Origin of the sequence: Ideonella sp. (genome assembly GCF_044358605.1) — a bacterium.
Classification (GTDB): Bacteria; Pseudomonadota; Gammaproteobacteria; order Burkholderiales; family Burkholderiaceae_C; genus Ideonella.
Window position 1 is genome coordinate 1 of the sequence record NZ_JBIKNQ010000079.1, and the last position, 18964, is coordinate 18964.

The 18964-nt window shown below is 64.7% G+C and carries 14 protein-coding genes and 1 pseudogene; 3 read left to right on the forward strand and 12 right to left on the reverse strand.

Features of this window, described 5'->3' with window-relative positions:
* Positions 1–121: 121 nt before the first annotated feature.
* Entirely contained in the window at positions 122–877 is a 756-nt protein-coding gene (locus tag ACIQ3Q_RS20485; protein ID WP_396271079.1) for an RNA 3'-terminal phosphate cyclase, read from the forward strand.
* On the opposite strand, the gene ACIQ3Q_RS20490 is transcribed toward ACIQ3Q_RS20485, so the two are convergent.
* Positions 874–1653, reverse strand: coding sequence for an AraC family transcriptional regulator (locus ACIQ3Q_RS20490; RefSeq protein WP_396271080.1), 780 nt, complete (start codon positions 1651–1653; stop codon positions 874–876). The two genes, ACIQ3Q_RS20485 and ACIQ3Q_RS20490, sit on opposite strands and share 4 nt — an antisense overlap.
* An 81-nt stretch (positions 1654–1734) precedes the next feature.
* Between ACIQ3Q_RS20490 and ACIQ3Q_RS20495 the strand changes: the two genes are divergently transcribed.
* Positions 1735–2124 carry a phosphopantetheine adenylyltransferase gene (locus ACIQ3Q_RS20495; protein WP_396271081.1) on the forward strand — a complete coding sequence of 130 codons (390 nt, stop codon included), beginning with the start codon at positions 1735–1737 and terminating at the stop codon, positions 2122–2124.
* Positions 2125–2136: 12 nt separating this feature from the next.
* Here the strand turns inward: ACIQ3Q_RS20495 and ACIQ3Q_RS20500 are convergent, their stop codons facing one another.
* The 8 genes and pseudogenes from ACIQ3Q_RS20500 to ACIQ3Q_RS20535 form a co-directional block, all read right to left on the reverse strand.
* Entirely contained in the window at positions 2137–3258 is a 1122-nt protein-coding gene (locus ACIQ3Q_RS20500; RefSeq protein WP_396271082.1) for an IgaA/UmoB family intracellular growth attenuator, read from the reverse strand.
* Positions 3259–3377: 119 nt separating this feature from the next.
* A complete protein-coding gene (locus tag ACIQ3Q_RS20505; protein WP_396271083.1) occupies positions 3378–4277 on the reverse strand; it encodes a hypothetical protein in 900 nt (299 codons plus the stop codon).
* 201 nt (positions 4278–4478) lie between these two features.
* Entirely contained in the window at positions 4479–5402 is a 924-nt protein-coding gene (locus tag ACIQ3Q_RS20510; RefSeq protein ID WP_396271084.1) for a transglutaminase domain-containing protein, read from the reverse strand.
* Positions 5399–8041: a circularly permuted type 2 ATP-grasp protein gene (locus ACIQ3Q_RS20515; protein WP_396271085.1), complete on the reverse strand. Its 2643-nt coding sequence runs from the start codon at positions 8039–8041 to the stop codon at positions 5399–5401. The genes ACIQ3Q_RS20510 and ACIQ3Q_RS20515 overlap by 4 nt, the downstream gene beginning before the upstream one ends.
* A 31-nt stretch (positions 8042–8072) precedes the next feature.
* A pseudogene (locus ACIQ3Q_RS20520) lies at positions 8073–11541 on the reverse strand (DUF2126 domain-containing protein).
* A 205-nt stretch (positions 11542–11746) separates the two neighbouring features.
* A complete protein-coding gene (locus ACIQ3Q_RS20525) occupies positions 11747–12400 on the reverse strand; it encodes a hypothetical protein (RefSeq protein WP_396271086.1) in 654 nt (217 codons plus the stop codon).
* Positions 12401–12418: 18 nt separating this feature from the next.
* A complete protein-coding gene (locus tag ACIQ3Q_RS20530; RefSeq protein ID WP_396271087.1) occupies positions 12419–13309 on the reverse strand; it encodes a hypothetical protein in 891 nt (296 codons plus the stop codon).
* 120 nt (positions 13310–13429) lie between these two features.
* A complete protein-coding gene (locus ACIQ3Q_RS20535) occupies positions 13430–14218 on the reverse strand; it encodes a hypothetical protein (protein ID WP_396271088.1) in 789 nt (262 codons plus the stop codon).
* Between the two features lie 112 nt (positions 14219–14330).
* Here ACIQ3Q_RS20535 and ACIQ3Q_RS20540 point away from each other — a divergent pair, with 112 nt between their 5' ends.
* Positions 14331–15116, forward strand: a complete 786-nt coding sequence (locus ACIQ3Q_RS20540) for an NYN domain-containing protein (RefSeq protein ID WP_396271089.1) — start codon at positions 14331–14333, stop codon at positions 15114–15116.
* Between the two features lie 56 nt (positions 15117–15172).
* Here the strand turns inward: ACIQ3Q_RS20540 and ACIQ3Q_RS20545 are convergent, their stop codons facing one another.
* The 3 genes from ACIQ3Q_RS20545 to ACIQ3Q_RS20555 all read right to left on the reverse strand — a co-directional run bounded on the left by ACIQ3Q_RS20545 (position 15173) and on the right by ACIQ3Q_RS20555 (position 18869).
* Positions 15173–16021 (reverse strand): nucleotidyl transferase AbiEii/AbiGii toxin family protein, encoded by an 849-nt coding sequence (locus ACIQ3Q_RS20545; RefSeq protein ID WP_396271090.1) that lies wholly within the window; start codon positions 16019–16021, stop codon positions 15173–15175.
* Positions 16018–17094, reverse strand: a complete 1077-nt coding sequence (locus tag ACIQ3Q_RS20550; protein WP_396271091.1) for a hypothetical protein — start codon at positions 17092–17094, stop codon at positions 16018–16020. The genes ACIQ3Q_RS20545 and ACIQ3Q_RS20550 overlap by 4 nt, the downstream gene beginning before the upstream one ends.
* A gap of 200 nt (positions 17095–17294) precedes the next feature.
* Positions 17295–18869 (reverse strand): DNA/RNA helicase domain-containing protein, encoded by a 1575-nt coding sequence (locus tag ACIQ3Q_RS20555; protein ID WP_396271092.1) that lies wholly within the window; start codon positions 18867–18869, stop codon positions 17295–17297.
* Between the last annotated feature and the right edge of the window lie 95 nt (positions 18870–18964).

An 18964-nucleotide genomic window follows, 5' to 3' on the forward strand; every position in this document is an offset into this window, starting at 1 on the left:
CTCTGGGATCGAAGCCAGCAACTCGCTCAGGACAGCTCTGGCCTGAAGTAGCGGCCAGCTTCGAATCGGCCAATGATCACATGAGACGTGACACCTATGCTCCGGTACCTAGACTGCGCTGATGCAGGCGGCTGCGCCCAGCACGGTGCTGCTCAGTGGGGGCACACACAACCCCATGGCGCCGCCTGCGCACTTCTTGCAGCGCAGCTATATGCCGCTGCTGGCTCGTTTGGGGGCGCATTGCACGCTCACGCTGCGCCGTATGGGCTTTTACCCGGCGGGTGGCGGCGAGGTGGAGGTGACCATTGCGCCCGCAGGCGCCTTGCAGCCCTTTGACCTGCTGACGCGCGGCGAGCGCCTCGAGGCCTATGCCGAGTGTCTGGCGCCGGCGTTGCCGCGCAATGTGGCTTACCGAGAGCTGGAGGCGGTGGGCCAGGCCATGGGCTGGGCCCAGGAGCAGCTGCGCCAGCCCGTGGTGCGCGCTAACGAAGGCCCCGGCAATGCGCTGATGCTGACCTTGGCTCACCAGAACGTGACCGAGGTTTTCACCGAGTTCGGTGGCAAGGGCGTCAGCGCAGAAGAGGTGGCGCAGCGTGTGGTGCAGCAGGCCCGCAGCTATATGGTCAGCACAGCGGCCCTGGGGCCTTACTTGGCTGATCAGTGGGCGCTGCCGCTGGCGCTGTCGGTGCAGCACAGCGGCCAGGCGGCCGCCTACACCTGCACCGAGTTGAGTGACCACGCCCGCACCAACTTCGAGGTGATCGAGCGCTTCTTACCGGTGCGGTTTGAGACGGCGTCTGTCGCCGGGGGTTGGATGGTCCGATGCCATCTGGCGCCCGCGCCCGAGCACCGCATGGCGCCTGGAGGGGCGCGCTAGGTCAGCACGAGTTCACCCTGAGGGCGCTCCGAGAACGCGGGGTCTTCGGACAGATCAATCTCGACGCCCAGTGTGGAGAGGGCGCTGGGGGCCAGGCCAAACATCTGCTTGAAGCTGCTGCTGAGATGCGAGGCACTGGCGAATCCTGCCGTCATGGCGGCCGTCGTCAAGTTGTTGCCCGCCGCCAGCTCACGCATGACCACCGCCATGCGGCGCCACAAGCGATAACGGCGGAAGGGCAAGCCGACCTCTTCAGAGAACCGCGCGCGGAACCGGGACGCAGAGAGCTTGGCCATCTGAGCGGCCTGGCTGAGGTGGTTGAAGTGATCCGGGTTGCGATCCATCTCCCGAGCCACTCTGGCAATGCGCGGGTCCTTCGGGACTTGCGCTTGCAGCCCCATGGCCGCAAAGGCGGCGCCCAGGCCCAGAGGTTGACTCAATTCGAGCAGCCTGGCTCGCCCCAAGCTCAGGTCGCCCAGACTGGCATTGGAATGTGCATCCGCAAGGGGGTCCAAATACAAGAAGACCATGGGACCTGTGGCACGCAGGTGGTGCAAGGATTGGGCAGGAATTCGTGCCACTTCATGGGTCTGCCAATCGGACCACTTCCGCTCACGTTGCCATACCCGCAACTCAAACGAGCCCTGCAAGGCAATCGCCACCGTCACCGCGACATTCACGTGCGGTGTCAGGTTCAACCCAGGGCCCACGTACAGGGCTCTGGCCGCGCCCACCGCAATGCGTGGCAGAACAGGCACTTCTTGAAAGCGAGTCATCTCGTGACTTGTCATGATGGTGGTGATGGCTGTTTTGTGGACAGGCAGTTTGTACGGCACACGATTTTCGGAGGGTTCCCCATGGCCATGAATGTCCTCTCGCTCGCTGCGTTGCTCATCGCGGGCTTGATCCATCTCTTGCCCGTCATGGGTGTCTTGGGTGTCACCAGCCTTCAGCGCTTGTACGGCACCACCGTGGCCGATCCCAACCTCGCCATTCTGCTGCAGCATCGCGCGGTCTTGTTTGGGCTGCTGGCGGCCTTGATGCTCGGTGCTCTGGGCGTGCAAGCATGGAGAGTGATGGCCTTGGCCATGGGCTTGGTCAGCACGTCCAGCTTTGTGCTCATTGCGCTATGGGTCGGCGGCTACAACGGCGAGATCGGACGTGTGGTGGCTGTCGACGTCGTGGTGTCCGTCGTCTTGGCTGCAGGCTTGTTGGCGGCCTTGGTTGCGGGGCGCAGTGGGGTCTAAGAAGCCCATGACCTAGCGCCCAAAAATTCGGCAAACCCCCAACAGCCCATGCGCCACCGCCAACAGCGCCGCCAGCAGCGTAGACAGTACCGCGATGCGGCTGCCGCCCGCGTTGGAGGGCAAGGCCCGGGTGTCGATGTGCAGGGCCACGGTGCTGCCCGCAGCGCGTTCAACCCGGGTCACCTGACCGAAGAACCCGACTTCGTGTGGCGCTTGTGGGGGTAGCTCAATGCCGGGCCAGCGTGGGCCCAAGCGCTCATTGCTGAGCGCCTCCAGCTTGGGCTCGACGGGCTCGCTGAGGTGCAGTGTGACCGCCAGAGGTGAGTCACCCCAGAGGCGTTGCTTGCAGTCCAGCGTTCGCCAGATCACCTCGCTGCTGGGGACGGTGTCACGCTGTTCCGCACAGCGCACCTGCGCCTTGATCCGCACCATCTCGCCCACGGCAGGGGGCTGGCGCAGGACTTGATCCAGCGTGGGTGTCGTAATGGCCGTGACCGGCTGCACCGAGGCCAGCGCATGGTGCCAGTGGGCCATCCAGCCGCTCAGCGGCATCACCAAATACAGCACCACCACACCATGGGTCAGCGCCAGTGCGCGTTGCGCCCGCCAGCGGCCCATCAGGCGCCATCGCCACTCGCGCTCGATGGCCAAGCTGCTGCCCAGCCGCAGCACCGTGCGCTCGCTGGGGCACACCTCGGCGTCCATATGCATGGGCGAGGCCTGCACGGTGCGACCCACCCAATGCGCGGGCAGGCTCACCAAGGCGCCGGTGCTTGTGTAGAGCGTGCCGGGCAACGGCAGCGCAGCCACGAGGTCAGGCACGGCCTTGCGCTGCAGGCGCAGCGTCATGCGGTGTACCTCCACGGCCTCAGCATTCACCACCGGGTGCCACACCAGCCAACTGGCCCACGCCAGCAGGCCCAGACCAGGCAGCAGCCACAGCCCCATCCAAAAGCCGCGCTCGGCCAAGTAGGCCCACCACATCAGCAGCCAGCCCAAGCTGGCCACCACGGCCACGCCCCAGCCATCTTGGTTGAAGAGCCGAAAGCGCAGCTCGTTGGGGGTTTCTAGGCGCTGGTTCAGCACCTGCTGCGCTTGGGCCTTGAGCTGGCGGCGGGGCTTGGCTTTAGCCATCGATCAGCCCCAAGTGGTGTTGGAGCGTCAGGCAGGGCACGTGGCTCGGAGCGCAGCAGTACAGAAACATGAGGGAGCAAAAACACATCGAGCCGGTCAGTGTAGAACCTCGTGAGTGCTCAACGGCTTCGGCGGTACGTCACCCACGCCATGACCCCATAGAACAAGACCGCTGCCGCCATGAACCCCACCACCAAGCTGCGTATCCGACGCGCGGTGGTGAACCACGGAAACACGCGGGTGTCGAGGCTGAGCATGGGGTGGCCCCACAAGGATTGGTCCACCTCTTGGACCAGGGCAAAGAAGCTGACTGTCGCTGAGTGGCCTGACGGGTTGGCGTCGGGCGTGGCCACTGCTGTTTCCAAAGCAGGCAGAGGCTGGTCGAGCAGCAGCCACCAAGGACTTGATTGCGATGCAGATTGCAGGCGCAGGCAAGCGCTGCCGGGTGCGGCGGGCTCCTTCAGCACGGCCGCCAAACGGGCTTCCGTGTCGCAGGCCAAGGTGTCTTGGATGCGCAAAACCTCGCCTGCTCTTGGGGGGCGAAAGGCCAAGTCCGACATCGAGGTGGTGGCCCAAGTGCTTGAGGGGGCTACCAGCAGCCGGTAACTGACGTTGAGCTCTTGCCAATTCAAGGCCAGCATCGCTACAAGGGTTAGCAAATAGGCCAGTGCACACTGGCCATAGTGTCGGGCTGCGGGCAAGCACTGCCAGCGTGGCTCTTCAGCGATGGCCAAGCGGCCCAAGCGCAGCAAAGTGCCGTTGGCAACGCAGACCTCTGCCGGCACAAAAGACGGACTGCGCGGGATGGTCTGGCCGACCCAGTGGGCCGGCACTTTGACCCACTGGCCATCCATGGCCTGAAGCGAGCTGGGCAACTCAAGCAGTAGTTCGCTGCCTACCAAGCCTTTGCGTCGCAGGTCCAGCAGCACGGGCACGACCCTGCCGGGTGATGGGGACCCCCGCTTGAACGCGATCCACAACGGGGTCAGCAGCAAGAGGCCCAAGCCCCAGATGACCATGATCCCCAGCCAGACACCCGTGTCTTGCGGGCGTATCAGCAGAAGGGAAGATGCCGAGCAACAGCCCCAGGATCATCGGAAAAAGGCTTTCGAGGCCGCCCAGCGACAGCCGGAACTGCACCTCCAGAGGTGTCTCTTGCCGCGCCGCAAGCCCTGGCTCTGCCGCACCTGCGGCCAGCCCATGCACCACCCTGCCAGACTTCACCCCGCTATCTCCTGCGGCGACACCGTCACCCGCACCTCCATCTGCGCGCCTTGGCCGCCACGGATGACGCCGCGCAAGGGGGCCACGTCGGCAAAGTCGCGGCCCAGGGCGAGTTGGACGTGGTCGTCGGCGGGCAGGCAGCGGTTGGTGGGGTCGAAGGCCAGCCAGCCGTGTGGGGGGCACCAGACTTCCACCCAGGCGTGGCTGGCGTCGGCGCCGATCAGGCGCGGCCTGCCGGGGGGCGGCTGGGTTAGCAGGTAGCCGCTGACATAGCGAGCGGGCAGGCCCACGGCGCGGCAGGCGGCAATCATCAGGTGCGCAAAGTCTTGGCACACGCCGGCCCGCAGGCGCAGCACATCGGGGGCGCGGGTGTGCACGTTGGTGCTGTGCGGGCGGTAGGCAAACTCGTCGTGGATGCGGCAGTTCAAGGCCCAGGCGGCCTGGGCGCTGCTGTGCTGTGGGGCCAAAGTTTGGCGCGCAAACTCACGCAGCTCGGGGGTCAGCGGGGTGTAGGACGAGGGCACGCTGCACAGCACCAAGCTGGGGTCTTGGGGGCCTGCGTGGTAACGCAGTTCATCGGCCACGTGGGGCCAGGTCGGTCCTTGGGCCAAGTCGGGGGCCGCGCCCGGCAACAGTTGCACGCAAAAATCTGAGCGCACGTCCAGCACCTCATGCGGGCGGCTGTGGGCAAACACCAGGCGTTGGTTGCCCAGGCGGTCCAGGCTGAGGGCATGGGCGGGGGGCGGGGCGTCGTCGGCCCAGTTGTCGGGGGTGGGGCTGATGCGCAGGGTTTGGCTCAGCAGGTGCTGGCGCGGGCTGTGGCGTGGCAGCAGGTAGGCCACGTGCTGGGCCAGGTCCACCACCTGGCGGTGCTGGTAGCGCGTGACATGGCAGACATGCAGGCGGCGCGGGCTGCTCATTGCCACACCACCTGTTGGCCGCCGTGCACATGGGCAAACAGGCCGCGTTCGATCTCCACACACAGTTGGCGGGCCTGGGCGCTGGCCTCGCCCAACTGGGCCAACAGGGCGGCTGTGTCGGGGGGCTGGCCCGGTGCAAACCAAGTGGCCATGGGCCACTGGTCGGGCTGGGGCTGCTGGGCGGCCACCTGGGCGGCCCAGGTGGGCTGGTGGCGCGCCAGTTTGACAAAGCGCTCGCGCATGGTGCGCGCCACCCAGGCCAGGGAGCGGGGGTTGTCGGTGTCGCGCACCAGCAAATGCAGCAAGGCCAAGACCTCGCGCCGCGACTGGAACTGCGCGCGGTAGGTGATGGTGGAGTCAAACAAGGCCAGCACCAGCGCAAAGCCGTCTTCGTCGTGCACGGCGCCGGTGTCAAAGGCTTGGGCCAGCACTTGGCAATGAAAGTCCAGGCGCTCGATCTGGCGGCCCACGCTCAGCAGGCGCCAGGCGTCGTCGCGGGTCATGCGGTCGGTTTGCATGCCGGTCACGGCGGCCAGGTCGGTGGCGGTGCGGCTCAGGGCGCTCAGCGCGTCGGCACTGGTGGGCGGGGCCGGTTGCTCGGCAGCGCTGTGGGCATGGTCGGGGGGCGGCAGGGCCTGGGCCAAGCGCTGTTGCAGGCCTTGCAGCAGTTGCACCTGCTCGGTCGACAACCTGTCGCGCAGGGCTTGGGCGCATTGCTGCATGGCCTGCAGGTTGTAGGCCAGGCTGTAGAGGCCCGGCGCGCCCCGCGCCCCGCGCAGCAAGGCCTGGCTCACGGCTTGCGGGTCTTGGGCGGCGGCCGGGGCCTCCCAGGGCAGCAGGCTGAGTTGGCGGCACAGGGTGTCCACGGCCTGCAGCACGGCCGGGGCCAAGCGGCCGCGCTGTTTGGCGCCCAGGGTGTCCAGCGCACAGCGCATCAGGCGCAGGGCGTTTTCTGCGCGTTCGGTGTAGCGGCCCAGCCAGAACAGGTTCTCGGCCGATCGGCTGGCCACTGGGCGGCGTGCGCCCAGCAGGTCGGCGTCGGTCAGGGCTTGGGGCAGCAGTGTGGTGTCGTCCACGGGGCCGTCGGTCAGCACCCAGGTGTCGGCGCTGGCGCTGCCTTGCTGCATGCTCAGCCAGCCGCCGGTGCCCAGGTCGCCCGCGCGGCCAATGCGGGTCAGCCCACCGGGCAGCACCTGCCAGCCGCCTTGGCCGTCGCTCAGGGCATACACACGCAGCACCGCGCCGCGTGGCTGCAACTGGCCCGCCGTCCATACAGGCGTTTGTGAGGGCTGCACCCGCGCCAGCAAGGTGAAGGCGGCGGGGTCTTGCTGCATCTGGGCCAGCAAGGCATGCTGCTGCTCGGGGGAGAGCTGCTCCAGTGTGACCGGCCCATTGGCCAGCAACCCACCGCTGCCCGGGAAGGTGGGCGCCACCACCTGGCCCGCCAGTTGCGGCTGCATGCGCTGCCACACGGCGGCCTCACCGCACCACCAGCTCTCGGTGCTGGGGAGTTGCAGCGGCTCGCCCAGCAGGCCTTGGGCCACGCCCGGCCAAAACGCGTGCAGGCCGGGGCTTTCCAGCCAGCCCACGCCGGGCACATTGGCCAGCACCACGCCGCCGCAGCGCAGGGCTTGCAGCAGGCCGGGCACGCCCAAGGTGGAGTCGGCACGCAGCTCCAGCGGGTCCAAAAAATCGTCGTCCACGCGGCGCAGCAGCACGTCAATGCGCTCCAGGCCGTGCAGGGTTTTGAGGAAGAGCTGGTCGTCGCGCACCGTCAGGTCTGGCCCCTCCACCAGGGTGATGCCCAGGTAGCGTGCCAAAAAGCTGTGCTCAAAGTAGGTTTCGTTCAAAGGGCCGGGCGTCAGCAGCGCCACGCGGGCGCGCTCGCCTTGCGGCGAGAGCCGCATCAGCCCTTGCAGCAGGCTGCGAAAGCTGCCCGCCAAGCGCTGCACCGCCATGGCCTTGAAGGCCTCGGGGAACTGCGGCGCAATCACCAGCCGGTTCTCCAGCAAATAGCCCAGGCCTGAGGGCGCTTGCGTGCGCTGGCCCGCCACGCACCATTGGCCGCTGGGGCCTTTGATCAGGTCAAAGGCCAGCAGGTGCAGCCACACATCACCGGCGGGCTGCAGGCCGTGCACCGCTTGCAGGTATTGCGGGTGGCGCAGCACCAGTTGCGGCGGCAGCAGGCCCTGGGCCAGCAAGGTGCCGGGGCCGTAGACGTCGGCCAGGCAGGCGTTGAGCAGCTTGGCGCGCTGCTGCACGCCGGTCTCGATGTGGCGCCACTCTTGGGCGCTGACCAGCATGGGCAGCAGTTCCAGCGGCCAGGCGCGCTCGGGCTGGCCGCCGTCGTCATAGACGTTGTAGGTGGCACCGTCCTCGCGCACGCGGTGGCGCACGCGCTCGTGCTTGTGGGCGCAGTCCAGCCAGCCTGCGGTGCCCGTGGCCTCTAAAAAGGCCTGCCACAGCGGCGTCAGCGCGGCGGGCGCGCCGCCGCCTGTGGCGCTGCTGCTACTGCCCCGCAGTTCGTCAAAGTGGCCGGGGCGGGCCGGCTGGGCGGCTTGCAGGGCCAGGCGCATGGCCTCCTCGGTGGGGCTGTGGGGTGGGGTGGCGAGGGGGGCCTGGGACTGCGGGGCGCTCATCCGCGCATCATGGCACTAGCCAAGCGGCTCTTCACCGCCCAGCGCGCCGTAAATCCAGCGTCAGCGGGAATTCCAAACTGCGTTGCGGCTCTGGCGCCACCAGCGTGCCCGGCGTGTGGCCCATGGCAAAGAAGCGCGCCAAGCGGCGGCTCTCGGCCTCGTAGGCATTGACCGGGAAGGTTTGGTAGCTGCGCCCGCCCGGGTGGGCCACGTGGTATTGGCAGCCGCCCAAGGAGCGGCCGCTCCAGGTGTCCACCAGGTCAAAGGTCAGCGGCGCATCCACGCCAATGGTGGGGTGCAGGGCCGAGGGCGGCAGCCAAGCGCGGTAGCGCACGCCCGCCACATATTCGCCCTCGCGGCCGGTGGTGTGCAGCGGCACCGTCACCCCGTTCACCGTGAGGCGGTGGCGGGGGTCCACCAAGCCGCTGAGCTTGACCTCCAGCCGCTCCAGAGACGAGTCTACAAACCGTACCGTGCCGCCCGCGCTGCCCTCCTCGCCCATCACATGCCAGGGCTCCAGCGCATGGCGCAGGCTGAGCTGCACGCCGCGCAAAGCCCGCTCGCCAATCTTGGGAAAGCGGAACTCCAGGTGCGGCGCAAACCAGGCCTTGTCAAAGCCATGGCCAAAGGTCTGCATCTCGGCCAGCACGTCTTCCAGGTCCATCTCAACAAAGGTGGGCAGCATGAAGCGGTCATGCAGGCTGGTGCCCCAGCGCACCAGCGGCGCGCGGTAGGGCTGCTGCCAGAAGCGGGCCACCAGCGCACGCAGCAGCAACTGCTGCACCACGCTCATGCGGGCATGGGGCGGCATCTCAAAGGCGCGCAGCTCCAGCAGGCCTAGGCGGCCAGTGGCCGAGTCGGGCGAGTAGAGTTTGTCGATGCAGAACTCGCTGCGGTGGGTGTTGCCAGTGACATCGACCAATACGTTTCTGAGCGTGCGGTCCACCAGCCAGGGCATCATCTCGCCGCCACTTGAATCGTGCAGCCGCCAGATCTCGCCCAGCGCAATCTCCAGCTCCCGAACTTGATCGTTACGTGCCTCGTCCACGCGCGGGGCTTGGCTGGTGGGGCCGATGAACAGGCCCGAGAACAAATAGCTCAGCGCCGGGTGGTTGTGCCAATAGGCCAGCAACGAGGCCAGCACGTCGGGGCGGCGCAAGAAGGGCGAGTCGGCCGGCGTGGCGCCGCCCAGCACCAGGTGGTTGCCACCGCCGGTGCCGGTGTGGCGGCCGTCGACCATGAACTTCTCGCTCGACAGCCGCGACTGCCAGGCCGCGTTGTAGAGGAACTCGGTGTTCGCCACCAACTCGCCCCAGTGGTGGGCGGGGTGGATGTTGACCTCGATCACGCCCGGGTCCGGGGTGACCTGCAGCAGCTTGAGCCGAGGGTCGCGCGGCGGTGGGTAGCCTTCCAGCACCACCTTCATGCTCAGCTCGCTGGCGGTGGCCTCCACCGCGGCGAGCAAGGCCAGATAGTCCTCCAGGCGCGCCAGCGGCGGCATGAACACATACAAGACCTGGCTGGCCTGGCCTTGGGCCTCGGCCTCGGGGCCATTGGCGCGGCGCGGGTCGCGCACCTCCACACACAAGGCGGTGCGGGTCAGCCAATGCGCGCTTTCAAAGCGCTCGGGCCGCTGGGCCAGCGGTACGCTGCTCTGCGCCGTGGCACTGCGGCTGCGGGCGGCTGCGGGCTTGTCCAGCGAGGCCGCATGCAGGCCCACCGTGTCGCCTTGGGCCAGCTCGCCCTGGGCGGTGGCGGCCCCGTGGCGCGGCAGGCCACGGGTTTGGCCGCGCAGGGGCGTGGTGTTGGGCAGCGGTGCGCGGGGTGCAAACGGGTCTTGGTCGATCAAATAGGGGTACTCGTCTGGGCGCACCCAGGGCAGAGACTCCAGCGGCAGGCGCAAGCCCATGGGCGAGTCGCCAGGCAGCAAATACATGCGCTCGTCGCGGAAGAACCAAGGCCCCGTCAACCAGCCCGGGGTGTCGGCTTCTTCTTGCGGCCCCAGGGGCAGCACATAGCCCACGGGCTTGTCCAGCCCCTGGCCAAACACGCGGCGCAGGCGGGCGCGCTCTTGCTCGTCGTCCAGGCGGGCGTCGTGCGGGTCCACATTGGTGGGCAGCTTGCGCTCGCGCCACAGGTAGTACCAAGCGTCTTCATAGCCGGTCTGGATGAACTCGTCCGTCACACCCAAGTGACGCGTCAGCGTGCGCACAAAGCGTTGGGCGTCTTGCGCCGTGTAGGCGTGGGCGTCGCGCTCGTCGGCCAGCAAGGCGGGGTTGTGCCAACAGGGTAGGCCGTCGGCCCGCCAGCAGATGGACAGTGCCCAGCGCGGCAGTTGCTCACCCGGGTACCACTTGCCCTGGCCAAAGTGCAAGAAGCCGCCTTGGCCGTATTCATCGCGCAAGCGCTGCACCAGGTCTTGCGCCACCAGGCGCTTGGTGGGGCCTAAAGCATCGGTGTTCCACTCGGCAGCGTCGCGGTTCTCAACGGCCACAAAAGTGGGCTCGCCGCCCATGGTCAGGCGCACATCACCGGCTTGCAGCTCGGCGTCCACCTGCTCGCCCAGGCGCAGCACCTCGGCCCATTGCGCGTCGGTGTAGGGCAAGGTCACGCGGGGCGATTCAAAAATACGCGTCACGCCCATCTCGTGCTCAAAGCTCACCTCGCACTCGTCCACCGCACCGCTGATGGGCGCGGCGCTGGAGGGCTGCGGCGTGCAGGCCAGCGGGATGTGGCCCTCACCGGCCAGCAGGCCCGAGGTCGGGTCCAGCCCGATCCACCCGGCGCCAGGCAGATAGACCTCGCACCAGGCGTGCAGGTCGGTGAAATCCACCTCGGTGCCGCTGGGCCCATCCAAAGACTTTTGGTCGGGTGCGAGTTGAATCAGATAGCCCGACACAAAGCGCGCCGCCAGCCCCAGGTGCCGCAGCACCTGCACCAGCAACCAGCCGGAGTCCCGGCACGAGCCCGAGCCCTTACTCAGCGTTTCTTCAGGCGTTTGAACCCCAGGCTCCATGCGGATGAGGTAGCTCACATCACGCTGTATTTTTTGGTTCAGGCCCACCAAAAAATCCACCGTGGGCTGCGGCTCGCGCGAAATGCCCGCCAAATAAGCCGCCAGCTTGGGGCCCGCCTTGTCGGCCACCAAATAGGGCGCCAGATCTTGGCGCTGCGCCGCGTCGTAATCAAACGGCGCCTTCTGCGCGTGCGGCTCCAAAAAGAAGTCAAACGGGTTGTAGACCGACATCTCGGCCACCACATCCACCGTCACCGTGAACTCAGTGGTCTTGTCCGGAAACACCAGCCGCGCCAGGTGGTTGGAAAACGGGTCTTGCTGCCAGTTGATGAAGTGCAGCGCAGGCTGCTACCCGCAGCGAGTACGACAGGATTCGCGTGCGGCAATGCGGCGCCGGACGCAGCCGCACCACCTGCGGCGAAAGGCCGACCCGCCGGTCATAGCGATAACGGGTGACATGCTTGAGCGCAACGTGAATAGACACAGCAACTTCCTTGGGGCATCAGAGACAAAGCAGGGCAGCCAGGCAGCCAGGCAGCGAGGCCGCTGGCAAGCAGCCATGGCCCGTCAGCCCAGCCAGCAAGATGCAGGCCAAGAAAGGTGCGTGGAGGGGTGCGCCGGCGCCCCGGATTGGGGGCGGGTGCACAGGGTTGGGGCGTGGGGTGGGCGAGGGTGGTGCGGGGGGCGCCTTAACCTTGCTCGGCCAATGTGGTCAGCCCGTCTGCCAGGGGCTTGGCCCCCAATTGCACCAGTGGCTGAACCACTCGCGAGAAGAAGGGGTCAACCATGTGTTGAGCGGGCAAACCATGCTGCTCCACCACTCCCTCTCCAGACACCTCAAAGATATGGCGCCCGTTGTGCAGGTGCCAAGCTTCTACGGTGATGCCGCCGGCCTTGTCTTTGAGCCGCACCATCAGATGCGAGCGTTCTGACGATGTGGCGATGTAGCCCGCTGATAGCGCGTGTTGCAACGAGGCCGCCGTCACCGTGCCGCTGACAGACAAGGCACTGCTCACTTGCCCGCCAGGCCCCCATGACACATCGAACTCCTGCTTCTCGTCGACTTTTCCTTGCAGGGGAACAACCCAATTCAACAGGCTATTGGGCAGGGGACCCGGTCCACGCAGTTTGACCATGCACTCGGTGCCCTCCGGCCCCGTGCGTTCGCGCCCGATCAGGCGAAAGCCCTCGGGCAAGGGGTCAGGTCCTTCCACCTTGAAGTAGCGGACGGACATGTGCTTCCACTTGCCCTCCCGCAGGCCCAGGGCCTGGGCGACTTGGCTCAAGTGCTGCGGACCGCCCTGGCTCGGGTCCCAGCGGATGGCGTGTTCGGCGGTTGGCATGGTGGCGTCTCTTGGCACTCACTTGGGAACGCACAGATCCACTTGAGCGGAAAATGTGGAAAGCGCGGTAACGACTTCCTTTCGACGTAACTCCAATGCGGACTCGTCCAATGGCGCGATTCCCGCTTTGTTGGTTCTGAGCCTTAGGTTGAAGGTCGATAGGGCTTGTTGGGAAGGTGCGGTAACACTACCGGCACCCGCCGTTCCAGATTGCTGTGCTGCTTTGTATCGGTCAACCATCTGTGTCAGCGCATCGCGTGAAGGCGTTCCCAATTGAATGGACTGCAGCTCCGCTTGCAGCCTTGGCAAAACCTCTTGCTCCATGAAGTGCAAGGTCTTGCGTGGCACCGTGTTGTACAGCTCATCCAGGTCTTTTGGTGAAACCGTCAGCTTTGCGTTGATGCTCTCTTTATCCTTTGAATTAAAGAGATTTAAGTACTCATCGTTGGCGGGAATTGGTTGCAAAGCTTCAATCAGGCAACTCATCTGGCTTGCGGCACGCTTGAAAGCCAAGGTCTGGTCATTGGTCTGGTAGTGCGAGCCAAGCAGCTCAGACCCAGCGGCTGCCCCTGCACCTAGGTTGCGTACCACCCGCCAACTCTCTGATGCCTGCCTTGCCACCTGGATGGACCCAGCGGTGAACAACAAGGTACCGTAGAACAGCACCTCCTTGGCAGCGAGGCTTTGCATGCGCCGGTCACGCGTAGCCTGATTGAGTTGATCCGACCAAGCGGCAGCAATCTTGCGCGCCTGGGTGACGTTCACAGCGTCAGGCATTGTCGTCGTGCTGCTCAGCAATGCATCGCGATCGTATTTGGGCTCAATCGGCAGGATACCGGTGGCACAGCCAGAGAGCGCCACCGAAAGGGCAGCGCAGAGCAACTTGTGAGTGTGATGAATCCTGAGCATGTCTTTTTCTCCAATTGACGCTGGTGAACCGCAGTCGAGATAGGGGACTCGCTGTCGCTCAATGTCATCCCTCGAACTTATGAGCGCTGAGTAGGGAGTTATGGCTTCAAAACCAACTGCTCACGCGATCAAGTGGTCGGGCCAAGCGAAGCCCTCGCTAAGCGGCTGTGCAGGCGGGACCTCATACTCATTCGGGAACATCCGCTGAAGAAGATCTTCAACCGCTTCCACCTGGTCATCCAAGGGGCTGCTGGTGCTTAAGCCTGCCTGCTCCATGGCTTCGCGTGTGTCTTTGCCGATGACACCGTCCACATTGCCTAGCTCATAGCCAAGGCGGATCAGGCCGAACTGCAGAGAGATCTCGCGTTGACGGTCACCGAACATATCCAGCGTGATGCCCACCGCATTGATCGCGCTGGCAGCCATGGCGGTGTAGGGCTTGGCGAAGTTGTTGCCTTTGCCATCCTTGTAATAGCTGTAGACCCGAGCATGGCTACCCGGACAATCGAAATGCCATGCTTCGCTGAGCTTGGCATCTGGCTTACTGATGATCGGTGACACACCGGCCTGCTGAGCTAAATGCCAAAAGGCTTTGAGGCTGATCTTGAGCGCGCCCAAATCAAGGTCGAAGGCGCGCCCTGCCTCATGCATGCTTCCGCCAGGTGCGGGGCTGAAGGCCGACTTCTTTCCGCTCTTCCAATCCAGATGCGCCTGGAGCTGCATGTCGTGGCTGCGGAAAAGGTCAGACAGATACAGAGCGCCGCCTTGTGAGGCCACTTGCTGTGCCAACCGATAGATGGCTGAGTACATGTCCGGCGTGCACTTGGCCATGCGGCTCGGCAGCATTTGGCGTGTGCTGCCTTTGAAGTAGATGGAGGGAATGGCAATGTCCAGCAGTGGTACTTTCATTGGTGGCTCCTGAATTGGTTTGGTGCACACCTTATTGGCGCTTTCGAGGCCAGTCATCCCCACTCTGTAGGACGCCCATAAAATCAAACGACTTAATGAGGAGGCTTAAAGGGTGCAAGCCAAAGAACAAGATAGCCGCGTGGCCGTGCTGGTGGACTGCGACAACACCTCGCCTGAAATCTTGGAATACGCCTTACGCGTGGTCGCACAGTTTGGCCGGGTGGTGCTGCGGCGTGGCTATGGCAACCACGCGACGCTGACCAAGAAATGGCAAGACGCATTGGTGAAGCTGGCATTCACGCCCTGCCTGCAGTTTCAATATGCGGCCGGCAAGAACACCTCTGACATTGCCTTGGCGCTGGACGCTCAAGAAGCATTGTTCGACGCCCGGGCTGAGACCTTTTGCGTCGTCACCAGCGACTCTGATTTTGCTTACCTTTGCCGCAAGCTCCGAGAACGTGGTGCGACGGTGCACATTGTTGGTGAGGCCAAGACGCCTGATGCTTTGCGCAATGCGAGCGATCAGTTTTTCGAGTGGCACAAAGAAGAAGAGATCGCATCGGTGCCTGAACCGGCACCCGAAAAGCTTGCGGCGGCCTCCGCTAAAGCCAAAGTCGAAGGCGTGGCCCCGAAGCCGACCGCTCAGAAGCCTATTCCTAAGCAGCGCTCCAAGCTCGTCGTGCAGGCTATTGGCATTCTGGCTGCAGACACCTCTGAGGGACGGGTCAGCATCAGCCTGCTGGGGGCCTACTTGAAGCGGGCTGACCCCTCTTTCTCTCCCAAGAAGTTCGGTCATTCCAGCCTGCTCAACATGATCAAGACTTATGACTTGCTGGAGCTGCGGCAGGGCGCGGGCGACCACTGGACAGTGCAGCTAGCGTCTACGCCGGAGACATAAGCTTGCTTCAGCCGGTCTTCCTCCGTTGGCGCGCTGAGCACCCACCGTGCGGTTCGCTACAAACCAAGTCGCTGGAGCCAGGCGTTGACCTGTTCATAGGCGTCACGCTGGACTTGGTCTTCGGTCATGTCACCCAGCGCAGCGGACTCCGACAAGAAGCGGCGAACGGTGATAGGCCCATAGGCGTCCATTGCTGAGAATTTCTCGGCGATGTTTTGCAAGCCCTTCATTGCGATGGTGTCCGTCAACAGCTCGGCGCATTCGTGGGCGAGTACCTCAGGGCCTCCTTCAAACTCCCGCACCGAGAAGTAAATGTCGTAGGCGTCTTTCTGTTTGTCCCGCCCTGCAAGCGCATAGCCCTTCATGACGAGGAGCGCCGGGATGCTGGCGACACGAATCTCAAGGCTGTTGGGTCGGCCGTCTGGCATGGTTCCTTCCAGCTTGTGGTTCAGAAACGAGCGCAGGGCCACCCCGGCGCCATCGGCGCGCTGCACGGCAAAGTTGGCGATCAGCGGTGGCTTGTTTTTCTCGAAGGTGGCCTCCCGTGGCATCAGCAGATCGATGATCACGGTGATCGGCGCACCTGCGCCCAAGTCAACGCTGCGCCTCAACTGGAAGAAGCGCATGCCTGGTGCTGAGCGTTCATAGCCAGCCGCTTCCAGCAGCTCCACCAGCGTCTTGTAATCCCCGTCACCCAGGGCTTCTGCGTCGAGGCTCAAATCGACGTCCATGGTGCCCACGTGTGCGGGCTGCGCGTTTGGAAACAGCAGCCACGGCACCGAGCCGCCGATGATGACGAAGCGATCTCGATACGCCCCAAGGACCTGCCCTATCTCCAAGAGAACGGCGCACACGGCCTTGGCGCCGCGGTCGTCATAGTCATTCGCGTGTTTGGGGTCGCTCATGCGGCGCTCTCCAGGCTGGGCTCGATGCGCTCTTGGCGCCAGTGTTCAGCGGCTTCACGTCCACGCTCGCCGGTCTCCAGCAGGTCCAGGTATGTCTGGATCGGGTCGGTGCCGTAAAGTGCCGAATCGATCTCAATGGCTTCAGCCATAAGCCCTGCGTCGTCGAACGGGTAGATGGTGACGTTCTCCCCCTTGTCGGTCTCTTTGAGATCGAGATGCCGCTGGAGGATGGCCAGCCCCTTTGCGTCGGCATAGAAATAGTCGCCCGCAACTCTGGCAAATGGCGCCAGCCGTCGGGCGACCGAGTGCGATGCCAGCAGCAAGCGTGCTCCATCTCCTCGGGCCTCTTCAAAGGCCGCCGCCAATGTGCTGTCCGTGACGCGTTTGAGCGTATAGCCGCGATAGGGCGTGCTTGTACTGGGTGGGCCGTCATCACGCCAGGCATCGAGCAAGGCATGGGGCTCGGTCAGGCGCAGGCCTTCTCGGGCTTCGGCCTGTGCCCAGCCTCGGTCAATCAGCGCTCTGCGCACATTGCTCACCTGCCCTGCGCTCACGCTAGCGGCGGCCGCCAGCTCGGCCACGCGCCACAGCCGCAGCGGCGGCCGCAGCAGCACCTTGAGCACGCGGGCGGACTTGGGATAGAAAAGAGAGCGCTGCTCTCGCTTGGACGCGAACGGGTCGCGGTTCTCCCGCTCGATCTCCAGGTGAAACTTTGGGAAGACAAGCCGCGCGTTGCCTGCAAAGTCCAGCCAGCCTATGTTCGCTTCCTTGAGGAGAGCGCGCGAAGACGGCGATACGAAAGGGGCCACAAAGAGCCCACAGGTCAGGTCGCTTGTACTGAGGGTTTCTCGTCCCAACTGCAGGATGGCCGTGTGAACGTGTCGCGGCTGGCCCGATGATTTGCACTCGACAAGCAGGCGGTGCACTTGCCCCTCTACCAAGAATTCGACTTCGCCGTCTGGCCCCGAAGTTCTGCGCTTCGGGTCGATCGAGATGTTTTTGATGATGGGCGAGGCCGCCAAGACGCCGCGCAGGCGCTCTGGCCATTCGTTTTCAACGTCGGCTTCCCGCATGGTTATTGATTCACCTATTCATCTATTTCAGCAAAATGCTGAAATTGCAAATTTTGATGAACTATCACGCAAGTTCAATAGAAAAGCAAGTTTCAACAATCGCTGAAACAGCCTCCTTTAGTGAATGAGTCGTGTCCAGGTTCCAGAGCGGCTTGCGCGGGCAGCACCGCAGCGCCCAGTCCCAAGCCGGTCAGGGCGGCTCACAACACCACCAACAACTCCGCCACCACCCTCACCGCGTCACCCTCTTCCGGCGTGATCACCATGGGCTCGTAGCCGGGTGCGGTGGTGTCGGGGCTCAGGGTGATGCGGGTGTTCAGCCACTCGCCATCGGGGCTCAGCTGTTTGTCGCTGTGATAGACCTTCACGGTGTAGCGGCCTCCCGTGTCGGGGCAGTCGATGCTGTGGTGTTCGGCCACCACCACCTTGCCGTTGCGGGTGCCACCCGGGTTGGCGCGGAACAGGCACCAAGCGCCGTTTGGGATGCGGCGGTTCATGGACTCGCCTTGTACCTGGGCCACAAACAGGCCGGGCTGCAAGCTGAGCCACTCGGGGGGCGCCACCCAGGCCTCGGCGCCGTCTTCCAGGCTTTGCACATCGCTGAAGCTGCCCGCGGCAAACTTCAAGGCCAGCACAGGGATGGCGGGGGCGCCTGCTGCGCGCTCGGCTTCGCTCACCGTTTGCAGCGGCCACTGTGGCAAGTTGGTGGGGGCTGCGGTGTCGGGGCTCGGTTGCTCCTGCAAAGCGGCTGCATCGGCCTTGGGCGCCACCTCTTGGCCCGCTGCCTTCAGGCGGCTGCGCAGGTGGGTGGCCAGGGCTGGGTCTGTGCAGTAAACAAAACAGCCCTTCATGCCGCGTGTCATTAGCGTGCGGTAGGTGTTTTTGATGATGCGGTCGGCCAGCTCGCGCGCCTCCAGTGGGGCCGTCTTGGCGCGCGACTTCAAGCCCTTGACCGATTGGTCTGAGCGGGCCCGCTGGCTGACATCTGTGACGATGCGCTCTGCTTCGCAGCGCAGGTCTTGCCCGATGATCACGCCCACATAGTCCAGCTCCAGCCCTTGGCAGGTGTGGATGCAGCCGACCTCGGCCACAGAGTTGGGGGCCATGATCCAAAGGCTGCCGTCCTTGCTCAGGTTCCAGCGGCGGCGGTAGCCAAACTCGGGCATCTCAATGTCCCAGGCCTCCGGGTCTTTCTTGCTGGGCCAGGTCCAGCAATAGCCCGCCACCACGCGCGAGCGGTTGTTCTTGCCATTCTTCTGCTCAATCAGCCGGTGCAGCTCCGCCGGGCTGTCCACCACGCGCAGGTCGTACTCAGCCGTATCCAGCACCGGGTTGGCGGTGCTGCGGATATCCAGCACATCATCCAGCCACGCCAAGTAGCCGTCTGAGCCACTGCAGCGGAACTGCGAGGCCAAGCTCAGCTCAGTCACCTCGGCGCCCAGGCGCTGGGCCCATTGCTGCAGGGCTTGGCTGTGGCCCACGTCGTCCACGGTGACCACCTGGTCGTCGTCCACAAAAAAGATGCTGCAGCGCGCGGCCTGCATCAGCTCTTTAACCTGATGCTCACCCTGGTTGCGGTAGAGGCCGCTCTTCTCATTCAGGCGGTGGGCTTCGTCCACGATCAACACGTCGTGGCTGTCGGCCTCTGCCGTCATGAAGCTGCCGGAGCCCCTGAACAGGTTGTGAAACCGCGTCTTGCTCATGGTGCCGGTCAGCCGCGCTGCGTACACCGCACGCGGGGCCGCGTTCTTGGAGACATAGCTGTCACGTCTCATGTGATCATTGGCCGATTCGAAGCTGGCCGCTACTTCAGGCCAGAGCTGTCCTGAGCGAGTTGCTGGCTTCGATCCCAGAGAGTTCATCATAGCCA